Source organism: Paenibacillus hodogayensis, from assembly GCF_039536325.1.
Lineage (GTDB): Bacteria > Bacillota > Bacilli > Paenibacillales > NBRC-103111 > Paenibacillus_AB > Paenibacillus_AB hodogayensis.
In genome coordinates, this window is the sequence record NZ_BAAAYO010000005.1 from 12,495 (window position 1) to 30,496 (window position 18,002).

14 protein-coding genes and 1 other annotated feature are annotated in these 18,002 nt (G+C 52.4%); of the genes, 6 read left to right on the plus strand and 8 right to left on the minus strand.

Annotated features, from left to right (window positions below):
- Positions 1–120: 120 nt before the first annotated feature.
- The 6 genes from ABD796_RS09545 to ABD796_RS09570 all read right to left on the minus strand — a co-directional run bounded on the left by ABD796_RS09545 (position 121) and on the right by ABD796_RS09570 (position 8,576).
- Positions 121–1,707, minus strand: a complete 1,587-nt coding sequence (locus ABD796_RS09545; protein ID WP_344906487.1) for a response regulator transcription factor — start codon at positions 1,705–1,707, stop codon at positions 121–123.
- Positions 1,685–3,505: a sensor histidine kinase gene (locus tag ABD796_RS09550; RefSeq protein ID WP_344906490.1), complete on the minus strand. Its 1,821-nt coding sequence runs from the start codon at positions 3,503–3,505 to the stop codon at positions 1,685–1,687. The genes ABD796_RS09545 and ABD796_RS09550 overlap by 23 nt, the downstream gene beginning before the upstream one ends.
- Positions 3,506–3,582: 77 nt before the next feature.
- Positions 3,583–4,926 (minus strand): ABC transporter substrate-binding protein, encoded by a 1,344-nt coding sequence (locus ABD796_RS09555; protein ID WP_344906493.1) that lies wholly within the window; start codon positions 4,924–4,926, stop codon positions 3,583–3,585.
- 102 nt (positions 4,927–5,028) lie between these two features.
- Positions 5,029–5,862 (minus strand): carbohydrate ABC transporter permease, encoded by an 834-nt coding sequence (locus ABD796_RS09560; protein ID WP_344906496.1) that lies wholly within the window; start codon positions 5,860–5,862, stop codon positions 5,029–5,031.
- A 20-nt stretch (positions 5,863–5,882) separates the two neighbouring features.
- Positions 5,883–6,770: a carbohydrate ABC transporter permease gene (locus tag ABD796_RS09565; protein ID WP_344906499.1), complete on the minus strand. Its 888-nt coding sequence runs from the start codon at positions 6,768–6,770 to the stop codon at positions 5,883–5,885.
- Between the two features lie 33 nt (positions 6,771–6,803).
- The gene (locus ABD796_RS09570; RefSeq protein WP_344906502.1) at positions 6,804–8,576 is read right to left on the minus strand and encodes a glycoside hydrolase family 2 protein; all 1,773 of its coding nucleotides are present in this window, start codon (positions 8,574–8,576) and stop codon (positions 6,804–6,806) included.
- 277 nt (positions 8,577–8,853) lie between these two features.
- Between ABD796_RS09570 and ABD796_RS09575 the strand changes: the two genes are divergently transcribed.
- From ABD796_RS09575 to ABD796_RS09600, 6 genes are all read left to right on the plus strand, one after another.
- Positions 8,854–9,819: an ABC transporter permease gene (locus ABD796_RS09575; protein ID WP_344906505.1), complete on the plus strand. Its 966-nt coding sequence runs from the start codon at positions 8,854–8,856 to the stop codon at positions 9,817–9,819.
- Positions 9,820–9,846: 27 nt separating this feature from the next.
- On the plus strand, positions 9,847–10,716 hold the full coding sequence (locus ABD796_RS09580; protein ID WP_344906508.1) for a carbohydrate ABC transporter permease: 870 nt from the start codon (positions 9,847–9,849) through the stop codon (positions 10,714–10,716).
- An 80-nt stretch (positions 10,717–10,796) separates the two neighbouring features.
- The gene (locus ABD796_RS09585) at positions 10,797–12,386 is read left to right on the plus strand and encodes an extracellular solute-binding protein (protein ID WP_344906511.1); all 1,590 of its coding nucleotides are present in this window, start codon (positions 10,797–10,799) and stop codon (positions 12,384–12,386) included.
- Positions 12,387–12,415: 29 nt separating this feature from the next.
- Positions 12,416–14,746 carry a helix-turn-helix domain-containing protein gene (locus ABD796_RS09590; RefSeq protein WP_344906514.1) on the plus strand — a complete coding sequence of 777 codons (2,331 nt, stop codon included), beginning with the start codon at positions 12,416–12,418 and terminating at the stop codon, positions 14,744–14,746.
- 30 nt (positions 14,747–14,776) lie between these two features.
- Positions 14,777–15,862, plus strand: coding sequence for a TolB family protein (locus ABD796_RS09595; RefSeq protein WP_344906517.1), 1,086 nt, complete (start codon positions 14,777–14,779; stop codon positions 15,860–15,862).
- Positions 15,863–15,995: 133 nt separating this feature from the next.
- Positions 15,996–16,637, plus strand: a complete 642-nt coding sequence (locus tag ABD796_RS09600; protein ID WP_344906520.1) for an SOS response-associated peptidase — start codon at positions 15,996–15,998, stop codon at positions 16,635–16,637.
- 114 nt (positions 16,638–16,751) lie between these two features.
- Here the strand turns inward: ABD796_RS09600 and ABD796_RS09605 are convergent, their stop codons facing one another.
- Together ABD796_RS09605 and ABD796_RS09610 are read right to left on the minus strand one after the other, a co-directional pair.
- Positions 16,752–17,057, minus strand: a complete 306-nt coding sequence (locus tag ABD796_RS09605; protein ID WP_344906523.1) for an HU family DNA-binding protein — start codon at positions 17,055–17,057, stop codon at positions 16,752–16,754.
- Between the two features lie 122 nt (positions 17,058–17,179).
- The gene (locus ABD796_RS09610; RefSeq protein WP_344906526.1) at positions 17,180–17,386 is read right to left on the minus strand and encodes a cold-shock protein; all 207 of its coding nucleotides are present in this window, start codon (positions 17,384–17,386) and stop codon (positions 17,180–17,182) included.
- A 304-nt stretch (positions 17,387–17,690) separates the two neighbouring features.
- Positions 17,691–17,931, plus strand: a binding site (T-box leader).
- Positions 17,932–18,002 lie beyond the last annotated feature (71 nt).

The following is an 18,002-nucleotide window of genomic DNA, read 5'->3' on the forward strand; positions in this document are numbered from 1 at the left end:
CCCCGGCCTTTGCTGTTCCCGGGGGCGGAGCAGCCCCCGGCCCTCAGGGTCGTGCGTTCCGCTCAGGACCGGGTTTTGCTGTACGAATGTTCCGGAGGCAGCGCCGCGCATGAACCGCTCTTAAAGGACGCGGCTCGGCGGAACCCCGTAATGGTTCTTGAACAGTTTGACGAAATAGCCCTTATTGTCGTATCCCAATGCCAGCGCAATGTCTTCAATCGTCCGGTTGGACTCTTGCAAAAGTTCCTTCGCCCTCTCCATCTTCATGCGATTGACATATTCGATGAAATTTTCCCCGGTTTCCTTCTTGAACAAACGGCTGAAATAGCTGGCGTTCAGAAATAGCCGCTCGGCAACCTCGACTAGCGTAATTTTCTGATCCAAATGCAACAAAACATATTTCTGGGCATCGATGATTTCCGCTTTCTTGCTTTTCGTCGAGATTTGGTCCATCAAGGAAACGGCTCGTTCGAAAAACCGGATCATCCATTCCCGGAGCTGGCCGATATTGTCCATTTCCTCCAGCTGCCCCTGCATCTTTTCATTGTTGTATTGATGGCTGAACGTGAGCTTCATTTGAATATCCAGCATCAGTTTGAACAAAAAGTGTTTGACCATGATCGGCTGAATTCTTCGAGCCGCAACGAACTGGACGAAGGCATCGACTACAGGCTGAACGTCCTTATTTCCTTCTACGATCAGATGATGGACCTGCTCCGTATACCCGGAATAAAACGGCATCCAATCTTCCGGGTTATTTAACAGCCGAAACTGACCGGACTTAAAAATTTGGGGTTCCGCCGAGTAAAACGCTTGATCGTCGGCATGAAGCAATCCCAGCAGCTGCTGCTTAATGGCGGTAAAGTCCTGCTCGATCTCTCCGATAAAAAAGGAAACCTGTATTTTCAACACTTTGGATAACGTTCGCTGCACCTGTTTGCAAATTTGTTCGGCCCATTCGTCGGGCTTTGTCGCCAAGTCTTTCCGGCATGCGAACAAGAAGCAAAATTGTTTGGGAGAGTAGGAAAACGAGATCGCATTCGGCTCCTGCTGCAGCAGCTCCTCCAAAGCGTTGCAAATAATAAACTTCACCATATCTTCGTTCTGGTATCGGGTTAAGGCGTCCTGAAACCGGAACACGCTGCAAGCGACCGGAATCATATGGCTCATATCCGGATTCAGCCCGTATTCCGCAAGCTGCTCCCGCCATTTGGCTTTATCGGCCAGCGGCGTAGTCAGAAAATCGCGCAGCCACTGCTCCTTCCAGACCGACTTGCTTTTTACCGCTTGATAATGCAGCTTCTCCACTTTTTTGTGCAGACGGCTATCTTCTTCGAGCCGACGGTATAACCGTTCGAGTATGCCCTGCACAAGCTCGATTTGGAGCGTCTCCTTCAGGATGTAGTCCTGTACGCCTAATTGAACGGCTTGCTGGGCAAATTTGAAATCGTCGTGGCACGATAAAATAACAAAGCGGGGATGCTCGTCTATTTGCTGAAGCGCCTTAATAAACTCGATTCCGTCCATTCCCGGCATCCCGATATCGGTAATGATCAAGTCCGGCATCTGCTCCTTGCTCATTTCCAGAGCGTCGTGAGCATTCGAACAAGCGCCTATTAGCCGATACCCGTATTGCTCCCACGAGATCATCTTGGTTAAAAACGCAAGTACCGCCACATCGTCGTCAACGATCAAAGCTTTGTACATGGCCGGCCTCATCCTCCTTAACGGACAATGGCAATCTTAAAGTAATGGACACACCTATGCCGGGCGAGCTTTCCACTTCAATGGCGTAGGCGGAGCCATAAATGATTTTCAGACGTTCGTGAACGTTGCGCAGTCCGATCCCCGACATATTCGCTCTGGACCGGCTTGGAGCGTTTTCCTCCACCGTCTCGTCAATAAGCTTCAGGACATTTTTCAATTCCGCTTCGGTCATACCTTTCCCGTTATCTTGAACCGTTATATATAGCGAGTTCCCTTGTTTACGCGAGGAAATCGAAATTTCGCCGGATTTTTGCTGCAAGCCGTGAATATATGCATTTTCGATCAAAGGCTGCAGCGTAAAACGGGGGATGCTTTCCAACAGCGTATCGGAAGCCAAATTGGTAGTAAACTGGACATCCTCCATGTGTCGGAAATTCATCAGCTTCATGTATTGCTCCACGGTGCCGACTTCCTCGTGCAAGGGCAGAAATTCGTTATTCCGATTAATCGTCATCCGCAGCAGGGTGGATAGAGACTCGATCGTGTTGGCGATCTCGTTCTCTCCCTTCATCATCACTTGCAGACGAATGGAATTGAGCGTATTGAACAAAAAATGCGGATTGATTTGCGCTTGCAGCAGCTCCAATTCGGCAATTCGTTTGCGGTTTTGCTCCCATTCGATCTGGCGGACCATTTCCTGAATGCGCTCCAGCATCCGGTCGAAAGACAGGCCGAGATGTCCGACCTCATCCTCGCCCTTGATCCCGGATCGCACGTCCAGATTGCCGATCTCCACTTTTTTCGCCGTTTTGGCCAAGGACGTAATGGGTCTCGTAAACTGGCGCAGCAAATAGTACATGACAACGGAGAATACAACGAAAAATAAAATTTGCAAAATAAAAATGGAGTTGATGAAATTGCCGAATTTGCCGATAACGTCTTTGGCGCTCATGAAGCTTTGCAAAGTCCAGCCAGCGAACGGCAGAGGGTGGTTGACCGCAAAATAATCCGCTCCGTTCCAGCGAAGGAGAGTGTCCTTCCCGCTTGCCTTAGGCGAAGGAACGGTTTGTCCGATCAGCCGGTCATCGGTTTGCGAGAGAACGGCGCCCGCAGCATCTTGTAGCATCATGATCTGATCGGGGCCATATTTGCTGAAAATTTGATGAAACTGCGTTTCGGGCTTGCTGATCATAATATAGGCGTTGGGACTTTTCGAATAAAGCTGAAAAGTACGGACGATCGTAATGAGATTTTTCGATTTTTCAGCTTCGGAAAGCACGTAATTTTTTTGCGCTCCCAGCCAGTGGGTCGTATTGATCGGGGCTTTGGACAGCTCCTCCAGCCACGGCTGCCGGTACATGCTCCCCAAATCGGTCTTATAGGTCGAATAATTGGTAAAATACAGCCCGTTAGGAAGCAGGATCGTAATATACGTTCTTTCCCCGAACGATGTAATCGTATTCAGCTTTTCCGTAATTTGCTTGAAAGCGAACATGTCCACCGATTCGGACGGATCGCTGTTGTATTTCGTATACGCCGTCCGGAAAGTCGTGATCAGTTCGCTATCGTATTGAATCGAGTTGGACGCGATCATCATATCATGCACAAGATTCGAGACGTATAGTTCCGCCACTTCCAGCGATTGCTCGGCTTTCAAGATAGCCTTTTTCTCAAATTCGTTCTTCGTATGGATGCCGGTCAAGGCCAAAGTCGTAACGGAGGGCAGAACTAAGCACAATAGGGAGGTGGTAATTAACCTTTGCCTCCAGCTCATGGCCAGTCGTTTCATGAATCGCATGACATCGCCTCCGTTCTTCAAGGAATGAAAAAGGGGATGTCGTCAAGACATCCTCCCTTTCAGTATAGCTTAGCCAATTACTTATTGGAATCGACGATTTTTTTCAATTTCGTTTTAATATTGGCCATCGTCGTATCGAGATCGGATACTTTGAGCAAGTAGCTTTCCGCCTCCGCGATATAGGCTTTTTCCAGCTCGGCGTCGTAAGGCACGACGGTAGGAGGGTTTGGCAGCTTCGTTACTTTAAGCGTGTTGAGCAGGGAAGCTTTGTCGATTTTGTCCGGAGATTTGGTGGAAGCGATAATCGCGTCTATTTCTTTCTCCAGATCGGCTTTTTTCCAAGCGGATAATTGTTTCGTCAAAGCCATTCCTTCGGTCGACAAGAAGCGGATGAATTGGTAAGCTTCTTGCTTATGCTTCGACTTGGCGGAGATGACAAGCGAGTCCGCGCCGCCGAAGGAGTAAACGTCGTCGCCTTTGTTGTTCGTAGGCCATGGGGCGAACGCCGATACGAACCCGGCCGGAATTTTGTCGGTTCCGCCCGCTTCGGCAATCATCCAAGGACCTGTCGGCATCATTCTGGCTTTCCCTTGGAAATATTGATCGCGGTACGGGATTTTTTGCGTAATGACATCCTGATAAGGGGTTACGGACTTATCGACATTTTCCATATCGTAACGAAGCTGCAGGGACTGTTTCATCAGCGGGTTGTCGGCGTCGACGGCTTTGCCCTCGTCGTTCATAATGCCTTGGTTGCTTGAACCGCTGTATTTGCGCAACAAGAGGTAATCCTTCCATGTATGAAAGTGCGCCCCGTATTGCTTCGTGGCTCCCTCGCCGCTCGTCAGCTTTTTCGCGTAATCGCGGAATTCGTCCCAAGTCCAGCTTTGGGGAACCGGCAAATTTGCCGCATCCAGCTGCGATTTGTTGAGCAGAACAAGCCACGGTCCGAATTTGCCTGGCAAGGAATAGCGCTTTCCTTCAACCTTCATCTGCTCGGCTTTGTACTCGTCCTCGTATTTCAAGCCTTCTTTGCCAATATAGCTATCCAGCGGCTCGAGCATTCCGTTGGAGGCTCTTTGGCTGAAGTTGGGTGTGGAATTCAGGGAGAAGACGTCAAACGCTTCGTCCGATGCATACATCATATCGAGCTTTTTCAACGTTTCGTTGGAATCGTTTTCGACGAGCGGCACATATTTGACTTTAATATTCGGATACTTTTTCTCGAATGCATCGATCGCAGGCTGGTAGACGGCAGGCGGCTCCCAGTTAATAAATTTGATTTCAACCTTCTGACCCGTTGCTGCCGGATCTTTGCCGGGATCGCTCGACGGTTGCTTGGTGTCGGCGCTGCCGCAGGCGGACAGAAGGCCGGCCGTCAGGATGGCGGACGCCGTTAGCGAGGCTACCTTTTTCTTCATCTAAAAAACCTCCCTTATGATCGCATATCTCTTTGATATCTGAACTTTACCATCGCGCGGGAATCGATCAAAGATTCTATTTTTACTCTTTTTGCACTATTTTTACCCTTTTACCCCGCCTAATGCAATTCCTTCAATAACCTGCTTCTGTCCGATGATGAAAATGATCAGCAGCGGGATGATGGCAGATACGGTTCCGGCCATAATGAGCGAGTAGTAGACGCCGCTTTCCGAGGCGAACTTCTGTATGCCGATTTGCACCGTTTCCAGATGGTGGCTTCGGATAAAAACAAGCGGGTTGGCGTAATCGTTCCACGTCCAAATAAAACGCAAAATCGCATAGGTAGCCAACGCCGGGCGAACCAACGGAAGGGCAATCGACGTAAACATTTTGAATTGCCCGGCGCCGTCGATTCGGGCGGCATCCAGCAGCTCCTTATGAATCCCCAGGAAAAACTGCCTCAGCATGAACGTGCCTAGCGCACTGAAGGAGCCTACGAGAATAAGGCCCAGATGCGTGTCGACCAACCCCATCCATTTCAAAATAATAAACTGCGGCACGATAATCGACAGGTTCGGCACCATAAAGGTCATGAGCACGACGACGAACAGGAAGTTCTTTCCTTTGAAAGGGACATGGGAAAAAGCATAGGCCGCCATGCTGGAGACGGCAACGGAAACGAATGTCGTCAATAACGTGACTTTAATCGTATTCCAGTAGTACAGCGAGAACGGATGCTCCCCGAACCACACTTCCTTATAATTGTCCACGATCTGCCAATTTCTCGGAATCCACTCGATCGGATATTTGAATACATCGACCTCCGGCTTGAAGGAAGCCGATATCATCCAGATGAAGGGCAGTAAGAAGAGCGATCCCAAAATCAGCATAAGCACGGTGGCCGCCAGCTTCCCGAGATTGTACCTGTTTTTCATAACAACCTCCGCTTACCGAATTAGTAGTTCACCCATTTTTTCTGACCGTACAATTGCACGATTGTAATGAGCATGACGCAGCCGAACAAGATCAACGCCATCGAGGAAGCATATCCCGTCTTTAATCCTTCAAAGGCCGTATTGTACAAATAGTGGGTTACGACCGAAGTGGAGTTGGAGGGCCCCCCGTCCGTCAATACTTTAATGATATCGAACGATTTGAAGCTGCTGATGAGGCCGGTTACCATCAGGAAAAAAGTAGTCGGCGATACGAGCGGCAGCGTCACCTTCCAGAACCTTTTCCACGATCCGGCGCCATCGATCTCCGCCGCTTCGTAAAGCTCCTTCGGAATCGATTGCAGAGCGGCCAAATAAACAATGAGACAGAAGCCGATCCCAATCCACACCATAATGATCATCACCGACGGCAGTGCATAATGAATGTCGGCCAGCCATTTCGGCGGATTCGCCATACCTAACGCGTTCAAGGTTTGGTTGACAGGTCCGTACGACGGGTGAAACAACAGCTGGAAGACGATCGCGACCGCGACAATGCTGGAAATGTAGGGCATGAAAAACATGACTTTCATTAAACCTTTGAGGTAAACGAATTTATCGATAATAACGGAAAGCGCTAAAGCGACAATCAATTGAATCGGTACGGCCAGCAGCAAGATGATGTTGTTGCGAAACGAGATGCCGAACAGCGGATCGTCGAACAGCTTTACGTAGTTTTGGAACCCGATGAACTTGATCTTATCGATGCCGGCTATAAAGCTCCACTGCGTAAAGCTTAATATAAACGTGATGAGCGCCGGGACGATGGTCAGGACGATTAATCCGATCATCATCGGAGCGACGAAGATGTAGCCGGCCAAGTTTTCTTCCTTCTCCTTCTTGATTTTCATTCGAATTCACCTCGCCCTAGTCGTTCGGTATGCTTATTTGTTCTCATAAAACTGCTGCATCACATAAAAGGCCGGCTTCGTATAGCTCTTATCCTCGGAGAGCAGACCCTTCGTATTGTAATAGTTCTGAGTGGTCGTATGGAGCCTGCGCGGGCAGCGGAAGTCGTATAAGATCCAGGGACTGGTTCCTCTCACGTACGGAATGTTCCCGAGAACCTCGACCTGCTTCTTGTAAATGTCCAGCTGGCAATCTTCCGTCCCTTTCTCGTCGACGGTACCGCGGTGTCCGGCTTTGGCGTCGGCGCCGAATTCCGTAATGACCACGGGCTTATCCGGCTTGCTGTTCTCGAACAGCTTGATCAAATTGCTGAAATCGGTCTGGTACCAGCCGTAATATTGATTCGCGCCGATGATGTCCAAATAATCGGCCAGTCTGTCGTCGATCACGTGGTTGTCATGATCGAGAAGGCATGCGGCGGAGACGAGACGGGTCGGGTCCAGTTGCTTGGCCTTCTTCGCCAGAGAACTCATGAATCGGAGCCTTGCTTCCGTATCCGCATTCTCGTTGCCGACCGACCATATGATGACGCTTGCCCGGTTGCGGTCCCTCTTGATCAGCTCGGTCAATTGATTTTCGGCATCCCGGTACGTTTCTTCATTATCGAATTCGATCGCCCAGTACACCGGAATTTCTTCCCATAGCATAATGCCCATGCGATCGGCCAATTTGGCGGCTTTTTCCGTATGGGGATAATGAGCCAGCCGCATATAGTTGCAATTCATTTTCTTCGCCAGATTGAAGTTCTCGATCATTTCTTCTTCCGATACGGCTTTGCCGTTCGGTACACTTTCTTCGTGCGCGCTGATTCCCTTCAGGTAGATCGGTTTGCCGTTTAACAAAATGTCGGTACCTTCTACGCGTATTTCGCGGAATCCGATCGATTCGCGGATGCAGTCTGTCCCGTACTCGACGGTTACCTCATACAGCTTCGGATGTTCGGGACTCCACAGCTCCGGTACCGCATCCAGGACGGCCGTTCCTTGCCCGTTCCTGACTTCGATCGGCAGCGATAGGCCGAGTTCCCGGATCGTCAACATGGCTTCGCCGTCCAGCTCCGGTCCGTCGAGGACAAACTCTACGCCGATTTTCGAGAAAGAGCTTCCCGGCACCAAATGGATCGCGAAGTCCTTGATGAACGTTTGCGGCAGCCGGATGATTTCCACATCCCGATACATGCCTCCGTAGTTAAACCAATCCGTATTTTCACTCGGCACCTGCTCGCGTTTGCGCGTGTTGTTGGCCACGACGAGGATGCGGTTCGACTCCTTCAAACGGCCGGTCACTTCAAGGAAGAAGGGAGTGGAGCCGCCCTTGTGAAAGCCCGCGTATTCCCGGTTCAAAAAAACTTTGGCGTCGTAATTGACCGCTCCGAATTTGATGAACACTCTCTCTTCGCTTTTGCCGGCATACATGAAGGTCCGGGTATAAACGGCGCTTCCTTCGTAATAGAAAAATTTTTCCTTTTGCGTATTCCAAGAGGAGGGAACCTTGATTTTCTCCCATTCGTCAAAGCTGAAATCGATCGGATTCGTTCTCCCGTCTTCATCCGTGTACTGTTCTTCAAACCACTTGGCCCGGAGGCAAGTATCGTATTGATCGATTCCGAAATTCCAGAAGCCGTTCAAAGATTCTTTTTCTCTTCCGCTGTCATAGATCATGCTTTCATGCGTGATCGGTTTCGATAAGTACGGGCTCAAATAAGAAGGGTTATGGAGATGATCGACAAAGTTCGCCGCTTGTTTCAAGTGAATACTCCCTTTCGGTTTTGGTCGTTGTAGCACCTATTAAACCTTTTTTGGGCATCCATTGACAAGAAAGGGAATTGACCAATCCTAAAATATTTTTACCTTGCAGGTATTATCATGAAAGGCATATCGGAGCAAAAAAGGTGTAGTCCTTCCGAGCAAAACAAGTGGAGGCTGAAAAAAACGGAATATTTCCAGCGATTCCAGCGGTTGTTATAGTGGGATCGAGCCGCAACGTAACCGGCCGACATCAGGAGGAAGGAAAGGAGAATGAGGAATGCTTGCACAACCGGCCGCCGATCCCGCAAGCCGCGAAAGCGTCCGCCCGACGGTGAAACGAAAATCGTTATGGAGGGACTTGAAGCGCAGACCGTTTCTGTATGTGCTGCTCGTCCCCGTAATCGCCTACTTTATCGTATTCAAATATTTTCCTATGTATGGGGAAATTATCGCATTCAAAGAATTTCGGCTGGCGGACGGGATTTGGGGCAGCAAATGGGTCGGGCTGGAGCACTTCAACCGTTTGGTGCACAGCAGCGATCTGGTCAAGATTATCCGCAACACGCTGCTTTTAAACTTATACGGGCTATGTATCGGCTTTCCAGTCCCGATTGCGCTCGCCATTATTTTGAACGAGGTGCGGCTGGAATGGTACAAGCGCATCGTGCAAAACCTGCTTTATTTGCCGCATTTTTTATCGTGGATTATTCTCGGCACCATCGTAATCGGACTGTTGTCCCCAAGCACCGGTTTTATTAATCATATTTTGAAGGCGTTCGGCTTCGAGCCGGTCTATTTTATGGGCAGCACCTTTTGGTGGCCGTTCGTTTATGTGTTTTCCAGCATATGGAGGGACGCTGGGTTTGGCACCATCTTGTATTTGGCGGCGATGTCCAGCATTGATCCGCATCTGTATGAGGCGGCGCGAATAGACGGAGGCGGCAAGCTGCGGCAAATTTGGCATGTGACGCTGCCGGGAATCCGGAGCACGATCGCGCTCATGCTCGTTTTGCAAATGGGCCGCATGCTCGACGTCGGCTTCGAGCACGTGTGGGTGCTGACGAATCCGATGGTGACGAGCGTTTCCGATGTGATGAGCACGTATATTTACAGATTGGGCTTGATTAACCTTCAATACAGCTACACGACCGCAATCGGATTGTTTCAATCCATCATAGGTTTGGTGCTGGTGCTTTCGGTAAACCGCATCATACGGGCGATGGGAGAGCGTGCGCTATGGTAATGAAAGCACGGAAAGGAGGGGCGGCGGATGTCTAACCCGAAAGGCCGCTTGTTCCGCGGCATCCTGTATGTGTTCCTGGCGTTATGCGCCTTTTCCACGTTGTTTCCGTTTCTGAACGTGCTGGCGGTTTCCCTCAGCTCCAGCGAAGCGATTCGTTCCGGCAACGTTTCGATCTGGCCGAAAGCGTTTACCCTGGACGCCTACCGAAATTTGGTGGACGACGGCCAACTGTTCGTCGCGATGCGAAATACGGCTCTGATGACGGTCGTCGGCACGGTTCTCAATATACTGGTGACCATTATGGCCGCTTATCCGCTGTCCAAAACCGATCTCCGCGGACGGGGGCCGGTACTCGGAATGATCATTTTCACGATGCTGTTCGGCGGAGGGTTGATTCCGCAGTTTCTGCTCATTAAAAGCTTGGGCCTCATGAATACGTATTGGGCGCTATGGCTGCCCGGACTGATCAGCACGTACAATCTGTTCGTCCTGAAGACGTTCTTCGAGGGTCTGCCTAGCGAGTTGGAGGAATCGGCTTCCATCGACGGGGCCAAAGATTGGGTGGTGCTGGTGCGGATCGTCCTGCCCCTGGCGCTTCCCGTGCTTGCGGCGCTAACGCTTTTCTATGCGGTCGGCTGGTGGAACGCCTACTACAATGTGCTGATCTTCATCAAAAGCTCGGATAAGATGTCGCTCATGGTCAAGCTGTATCAGATGATCGACAACCTCGATCCGTCGCTGCTGATAGGGGATCCGACGCAAGGAAACGACGCGCTGCCGCCGGAAGGCGTACGCGCCGGAGCCGCCATGCTGGCTGCGCTGCCGATTCTGCTCATTTATCCGTTCCTGCAAAAATATTTCGTGAAAGGCGTGCTGATGGGCTCGGTAAAGGGATAGTTGCCGAGCGCACAGCGTTCATGGTTCATTACGGCGCTAATTGCCGTGTGATATAATCATTTTCTATGGGAGGTCATGGTGTGATCAAAACAAAACGGTGGGTGCTTGGTACCGCGATTATGGCGGTTACGCTGGGAACGGCGTTAACCGGCTGCGGCAAAACGGAGGAAGGGGCAAACGGCGGGGAACCGTCCTCTTCCGGCAGTTCGGACAAGTACGACAAATTGCCGAGGGCCATCAGCGTTTCGATGTACGATCGGGGCGCCGTCGCCGCGGATGAAGGATCCTACGAGCAAAACCGCTGGACGAAGTGGATTCAGGAGCAATCGGGCATTCAAGTCAAATTTGTTCCGGTTCCCCGCAATCAGGCGCAGGAAAAGCTGAATACGCTCATTGCCTCCGGCGAAGCGCCGGATCTCATCTGGGAATACGACCGCAACTATATCGGCACGCTCGTTACGCAGGGCGTCGTACAGCCGCTTGACGATTATATTGATAAATACAGCACGGTGCTCAAGAAATATATAAGCGAAAACCAGGATCTGAAGCCGTTTATGACGTTCAACGGCAAAATATACGGGTTCACGGCAAGACGGCCGATGAACGGCCTGGCCAATGCCGGCATGTGGATTCGGCAGGATTGGCTGGATAAGGTGGGCATGAAGGCGCCGACGACGGAGGAAGAGTTTTTCACGGTCGTTAAGGCATTCAAGGATAAAGGTCTCGCCGGGAGTGCGAGCGCGCCGGTCGTTTCCATGTATGTGTGGCCAAACGTCATAAGCGGTCTTTATGCGACGCACAGCACGCAATGGTATCTCGAAGGGGGCAAGATGACCAACGCAAGCTTCGTCGACCGCAATGTGGGCGCACTCTCGTTCGAGCGGAAGCTGTACGAGAACGGGTATATCGACAAAGAATATTTGACGGATAAAAACAGCCAGAAGACGATGACCGATTGGGCGCTCGGCAAAACGGGCATTCTGATCGGCACAGTCGGCAACGGCATCGACGGCTATATGAAAGATCTGATCAAGAACATTCCCGATGCGAATCCGGTGCCGCTGGCGGCGTTCTCGACCCAGTACGGCAAGTTCGGCTTTTACCAGGAAACGCCGGCCAATATTTTCGTCGCATTCAATAAGGATATGAAAAACCCGAAGGCGGCGATCGAATATCTCGATTGGATGTTGGATAAAGGCTGGTACTCGCTTATGAACGGCGTCGAGAACACGCATTACAAATTAGTGAACGGCGTCGCGCAAATCATCGATGCCGACAAGTTCAAGAAAGAGGTCGCGTATGCGGGCGAGTACGCGATAGTCCGGAATGACGCCAAGACGTTCAAGCTGGAGGACCTGATTACGAAAGCCGCTCCAGATCCGCTTTCGCAGCGTTGGGCGAAGCTGAATGTAGAAGCGATGAAGACGTCGCTTAGCGTGCCGTTCCGCCGCGATATCCCGTACGCGCCGAACTCGCCGGAGATCGCCAACGTGTTCGCAAGCGTCGCGCCGAAGTTGACGGAAATTCGCACGAGAGCGATCGTCAAAGGCGACATTACGCCGGAGCAAGCGCTTGATATGATGCGCAAAGAGTACAAGAGCGCAGGTGGAGACAAGGCCGATCAAATAGCCCAAGAGTGGTACGAGAGCAATAAAGCGGGCTTTAAATAATATCCGGCGGCAAAAAAGGGGGCAGCGACATGTTGTGGGGGCGATGGCGGAGTCATTCGAAGCGGGCGATCACGGTTATTTTACTATTCTTAAGCGTTTGCATCGTTTCGACGGCCGGGCTGTCCTATTTCATCACGACCGATCACCTTCAGGATGGAATCGAGCGCACGAACATGTCGCTGCTCCGCGAAGTAAACGATAAGCTGCTGCTGGTGCTCAAGGCTGTCGATTCGGAAGCGATTCAGTTTTTGCGCAGCCGGGATATGTGGGCGTTTATGGAGGACGATTCCGGGGACGAACAAGACAGTATTGCGATCAACAACCGGATTGGCGATATATTGCTCAGCAATAACGTCATTTTTTCCATCGATCTGTATTCGTACGCCAAAAAGCGCTGGTCGCAGACCACTCCGTTCCAGCAGGCGGAGGCGGGCGTCGATTACCAATGGATCGGCCCGTTCGAACGGTACAAAGGGTTTTATCAGCTGATCGGCACGCGGAAGCTGGCACTGGACGATTCCCACGCCATCTGGCATAACGTGATGACGCTCATTCGCTCCTATCCGCTTACGCACGTGGAAGGATACCGGAAAGGAGCCGTCGCGGTCAATATCGACGAGCTGTCCATTTTCAATTTGATTAAACATGCGGTCGACCCTTCTCTCGGCTACATGTTTATTGCCGACGCGCAAGGAACGATTATCAGCCATGCGGATAAATCGCTGATCGGAACGAGGACGAGCGAAGCGCTCTGGTCGGCCCAAATGAACGAGAAAAGCGAAGGACAGTTCCGCACGAAGCTGAACGGCGTGAACAATACGGTTTTTTATATGAAAAGTCCGTTCACGGGCTGGGAGATCGTCAGCGTCGTATCCGACACGGAGCTTAGCAAGCCGCTTGTCCAAGTGCGGAACATGCTGGTCATGATTATTCTCGTGCTGCTGGCGCTCGCCGTCGGCATGTCGGCGGCGGTCAATCGCTGGATGTTCCGGCCGGTGTACCGGGTGCTCTCCAATGTGACGAACCAGCTTCAGTCGCACCGCGCCTATGAAAGCAAAACGGGACAAATGGCGGACGACGAATTGGCCGGTATAGAAGTTTCGCTATCGCATATTTTGGCGGAAAGCGACCGCATGTTTCGGCATATGCGCGAAACGCAGCCGGTCGTCAAATGGCGGCTTGCGATGGATGCTTTGATCGGGGCGCGCAAAAATCCGGAGCTGCTGGCCAGTCTCGAAGCGATCGGGTTCCCGCTGCACCCCGTCCAGGCGATGGTTATGGCTGCGGCATTCGATCGGCAAGCGGAAATTGCTTCGCCGCGGGATCTTCACCTGTATTGCTACGCGCTCTGCAACGTGGCGGAAGAAATCATCAACACCGAATACCGCGGCGTTGCCATCGAAGCCCGCGACGGACTTGTCGCTATCGTCATCAGCTTCGCCGAGACGGATGGCGAAGCGAATGCATTGCGGGCTCTGGCGATCGCGGATATGATCAAGAGCTACACGAAGGAGCAGTTCAAGCGGACGATTTCCATCGGACTGGGCCGGATGACGCAAGGGGCGGATACGCTTCAGTCTTCTTACCACGATGCGCTCGCGGCGCTTTCGTACAAAATGATTCTTGGCGGCAACGCGATTATCTCCAGTGAAGATATTCGCGAGCCGGCAAGCGGCGAATTCATCCATCTTCTCGGGATGACGGATGCGATCATCGACTCGCTGCGGTTGACGGATAGCGAGAAGATGGCGAAGCAGACGGAACGTTGGTTTGCGGAAATGGCCGGCAGCGGCGCTGCGCCCGATATGATCCGGCAGCTTGTCGTGCAGTTTATGATGAAGGCGGCCAAAGCCGTGGGCGAGATCGACCCGGCGCTGCTGGAGGAGGCGCCTCCGCATCGGCTGTTCGACCTGCTGAACCAGTATGAGAGCATTCGCGAGCTTTCCGATTACGTGAACGAGCAGCTTGGCCGGTATGCGGCGCAAATCGGGGAGAGGCGGAGCAGCCGGGAACGGAATGACGTTATCGAGCGGATCATCGCGTTTATCGACGCGCGCTATATGCACAGCGATTTGTCATTGAATGTGCTGGCTAGCGAGTTCAAGCTGAGCGTGTCGCATATGAGCCGTCTGTTCAAGGAACGGACGGGGGGCAACTTCATCGACTATTTGATGGGCATCCGGTTGAAGAAAGCGAAAGAACTGCTTGCGGACACGGATATGCTCATCCGGGATATATCCGGCGCGGTCGGCTACACGAACGTCAACAGCTTTGTACGGATTTTCAAGAAGAGCAGCGGATTTACGCCCGGCGAATACCGCGAACGGGAGCAGTCGCGCGGCGAGGCCGGGGAACCCTAATTCGAACGAAACCTACTGGAGGCGAGCTCGATGCTGAAGAAAACGGCATTTGCGGATACCATGACCGGACTGCCGATTTACGCTATCGGGTGTGAAGAAAGCGATACGGCGCATCAATATTTTACGGCGATGACGTGGCTGACGAACAGCCGGCATTTGATCGTCCATACGGATATCGACCGGGAGAAGCTGACGGGAAACGTCGTCCGCTTCGATACGGAAACGGGCGAGGCCCAGGTGCTGGAGGAAAGGCGGCTGGGCTGGGGACGAGGCGTCGTTTCGTGCGAGGACGTCCTGTACTTGTTCGACAACAACGAGCTGTACGCCATCGACGCGTGGAGCGGAGCGCGGCGCACGGTATGCAAGCTTGGGGAGCATTGCTCTTTTCATGGCCCCTTATCGATTACAAACGACGGCAGGACGCTTGGCGTCTACTGGAAGGAACAGCTTCCTGGGCAGGCAGAGCAGTGGGTGATCGGCACCGTGCATGCGGATACCGGAGTCGTTCGCGAAGCGGCCCGTCCCTTGTTCGACGAGCCTTATCCGGTGGCGAATCATGCGATGATCAGTCCGGCGGATCCCGAGCTTGTATTCTACGCCCATGAGGGGAAAACCGAGCATATTCCGGATCGGCTATGGGTCGCGGACATCCGTAGCGGACAATCGGTTAACGTCTTTTTACAAAAAAAAGACGAAGACGGACGACTGGCGGAATATGTCGGGCACGAGATGTGGGCCTATGACGGCAGCGGGCTGATTTTCGTAAAATATCCCCAAAGTCCGGATAAACCGACAGGCGTTTATTTCGCGGAGAAGCGGGGCGAGCGGAGCGAATTCGTGAATGGGGACTACAAGTACTGGCATGCGGGCATCAGTCCCGACGGCCGGTATGCCGTGGCGGATACGCAGGAGCCCGGCGTTTCCAAAATCGTCCTGATCGACATAGCTGCGAAGCAATCGAAGCTGCTGTGCGAATTGCCGTGCCGCGGCGTGCATCCCGGACATCCGCACCCGTCGTTTAGTCCGGACAGCCGCAAGATCGCATTCACGTTCTCGGATGAGCGGGATGTGCTTCGGGTGGGCATCATCGATCTCGCCGACTGCTCGCCCGGATGAATGCTGGGAACGCGCTCTTTTCTGGAGCGCGTTTCTTTTTTGTGCCTGGCAAGGATAAGTCTGGAATCGATAGCGCATAGTAAAAGGGGAAAATATCCAAAGCGGACACCGCGATGAAGGAGAGTCCCTACCGATGAGCTATCGTTTTACTTTGCAGGCGGACGCCCGCCTGTTAACCGAGCATTTCGGGGTCACGCAGCTGCTGGCCTATATCGAGAGCGAGCGGGAATACGCCCCGACCGGATACGTATCGGCCATTTGCGGCAGAGGCCAGGAACGCGTATTGGACGAATTTCGCTGGGGGCTTCTGCCCTTCTGGGCCCGCAATGCGGTGCACGCGGATGGGCTGTCGATTCTGGGGAACAAGTCGTTCGATTATCTACTGAAGCGGCAAAGATGCGTCATCCCTTGCAGCGCCTATTATCGCCACGTGCCGGAGCAAGGCCGGAAAAAAGCCGAGCGCGTCCTGCTGCTGCAAGGACAGCCGTTGGCGCTTGCCGGCGTATACGACATTCGCATCAGTCCGCAGGGCGAGGAGCTGCGCACGTGCACGATCTTGTCGGTGACCTCCGCCGCCCCGGGCCGGGACGAGCAGGTGCCGATCGTGCTCGGGCCGGAGCAGACGGAGGCGTGGCTGTCGGCGGAGTTTATGGACAAGCTCGGCGTTCGCGATATGGTGGAGACGATCGTCGATGCGCAGCCGCGCAACCTGACGTATCCGTATGGCGAGCCGGCTGCGGAGGAAGGGGAAGGGCTGCAGCCGTTTCCGGCGTAAGCCCCGTCGCACGCGAGCTAATGGAAACAGCGCAGGGCCGGATAGATCCGCTACGAAACAAAAACCTCCGCAGCCCATATAGAAGGGCGACGGAGGTTTTTGTTTCGTAGCGGTTTATTGCGGTGCCGGAGTCCGGGACGCTTCAGGCTCGTTCAGAGCATCCTTCAGCGTTTTCCCTGCCGAGAAAACGGGCACTTTTCCTGCCGGCAGCTCGACTTCCTTGCCGGTTTTGCTGTTGCGTCCCATACGGGCCTCGCGTTCGCGGACATCGAAGGTGCCGAAGCCAAGCAGCTGTACCTTCTCGTTTTGCACCAAAGCGTCCGAGATCGAATCCAGCACGCACGATACGGCCTTTTCGGCATTTTTCTTCGTAAATCCGCTTGTTTTTGCCACTTTTTCAATCAGCTCTTCCTTATTCATACCCGACACCTCGCTCTTTCTTATACTCTTTTGCACATCGGCAGCATGCTCGTTCGCACGCCTTTGGAATAAGGGAAACAGACAAATCGGTATCGGTTTGCTAGGGAGCAAGCCGGGAAAACTCAATAAATTTTCGATACGTTTTCCGCTTGGGGACCGCGGTTCCCTTGAGTCACGTTGAATTGGACGCGTTGGCCTTCGTCCAGCGATTTGTAGCCGTCGCCCTCAATTGCGCTGAAATGGACGAATACGTCGCTGCCGCCGCCTTCGACTTCGATAAAGCCAAAGCCCTTATCATTGTTGAACCATTTTACTGTACCTGTTTGCAAATGGAAAACCTCCCGAAGATTGTTTTAACATGTTCATTTTTAAAATAAAAAAATTCACACATTGAGAAGAGATCCATTATAAAATGAAGCCCTTTTCAATATGTGAATTGGATTTGAACTCTATAATTGTATCAATCTTACCATAGCCAGGCCAAATAAGCAACCCGTCTTTGCGGAGGACCGCGGTCCAAGTCCGAATCCGAACGGATACCTGTGGTCCGGTTCGGGTGCCAGTGGCGACGTACGTCCCGAATTGACAGTTGGCCGCGAAAAATGGTATAAAGAATCAAACGAAATACGTTGAAGATATGCTGGGAAGGGAATCAGTAGTCAGCGTAAGCAGCGCTTCAGAGAGCCGGCGGAAGGTGCGAGCCGGAGCGCGGACGCAGGCGAATTACGTCCCGGAGCATCCGAACCGAAGTCGCGGGATTTCTCGCGGAAGGGGAAGGACGGACGAAACGGCCGTTATCCGTTTGCAAGCGGACAGTTTTTCCCTTACCCGGAAGCTGTCAATTAGGGTGGTACCGCGATGACTCGTCCCTGTTCATGAACAGGAGACGGGTCTTTTTTGGTTTCCGCGAACTTTACACAAGGAGAGATGCATGTTGAGCGAAAC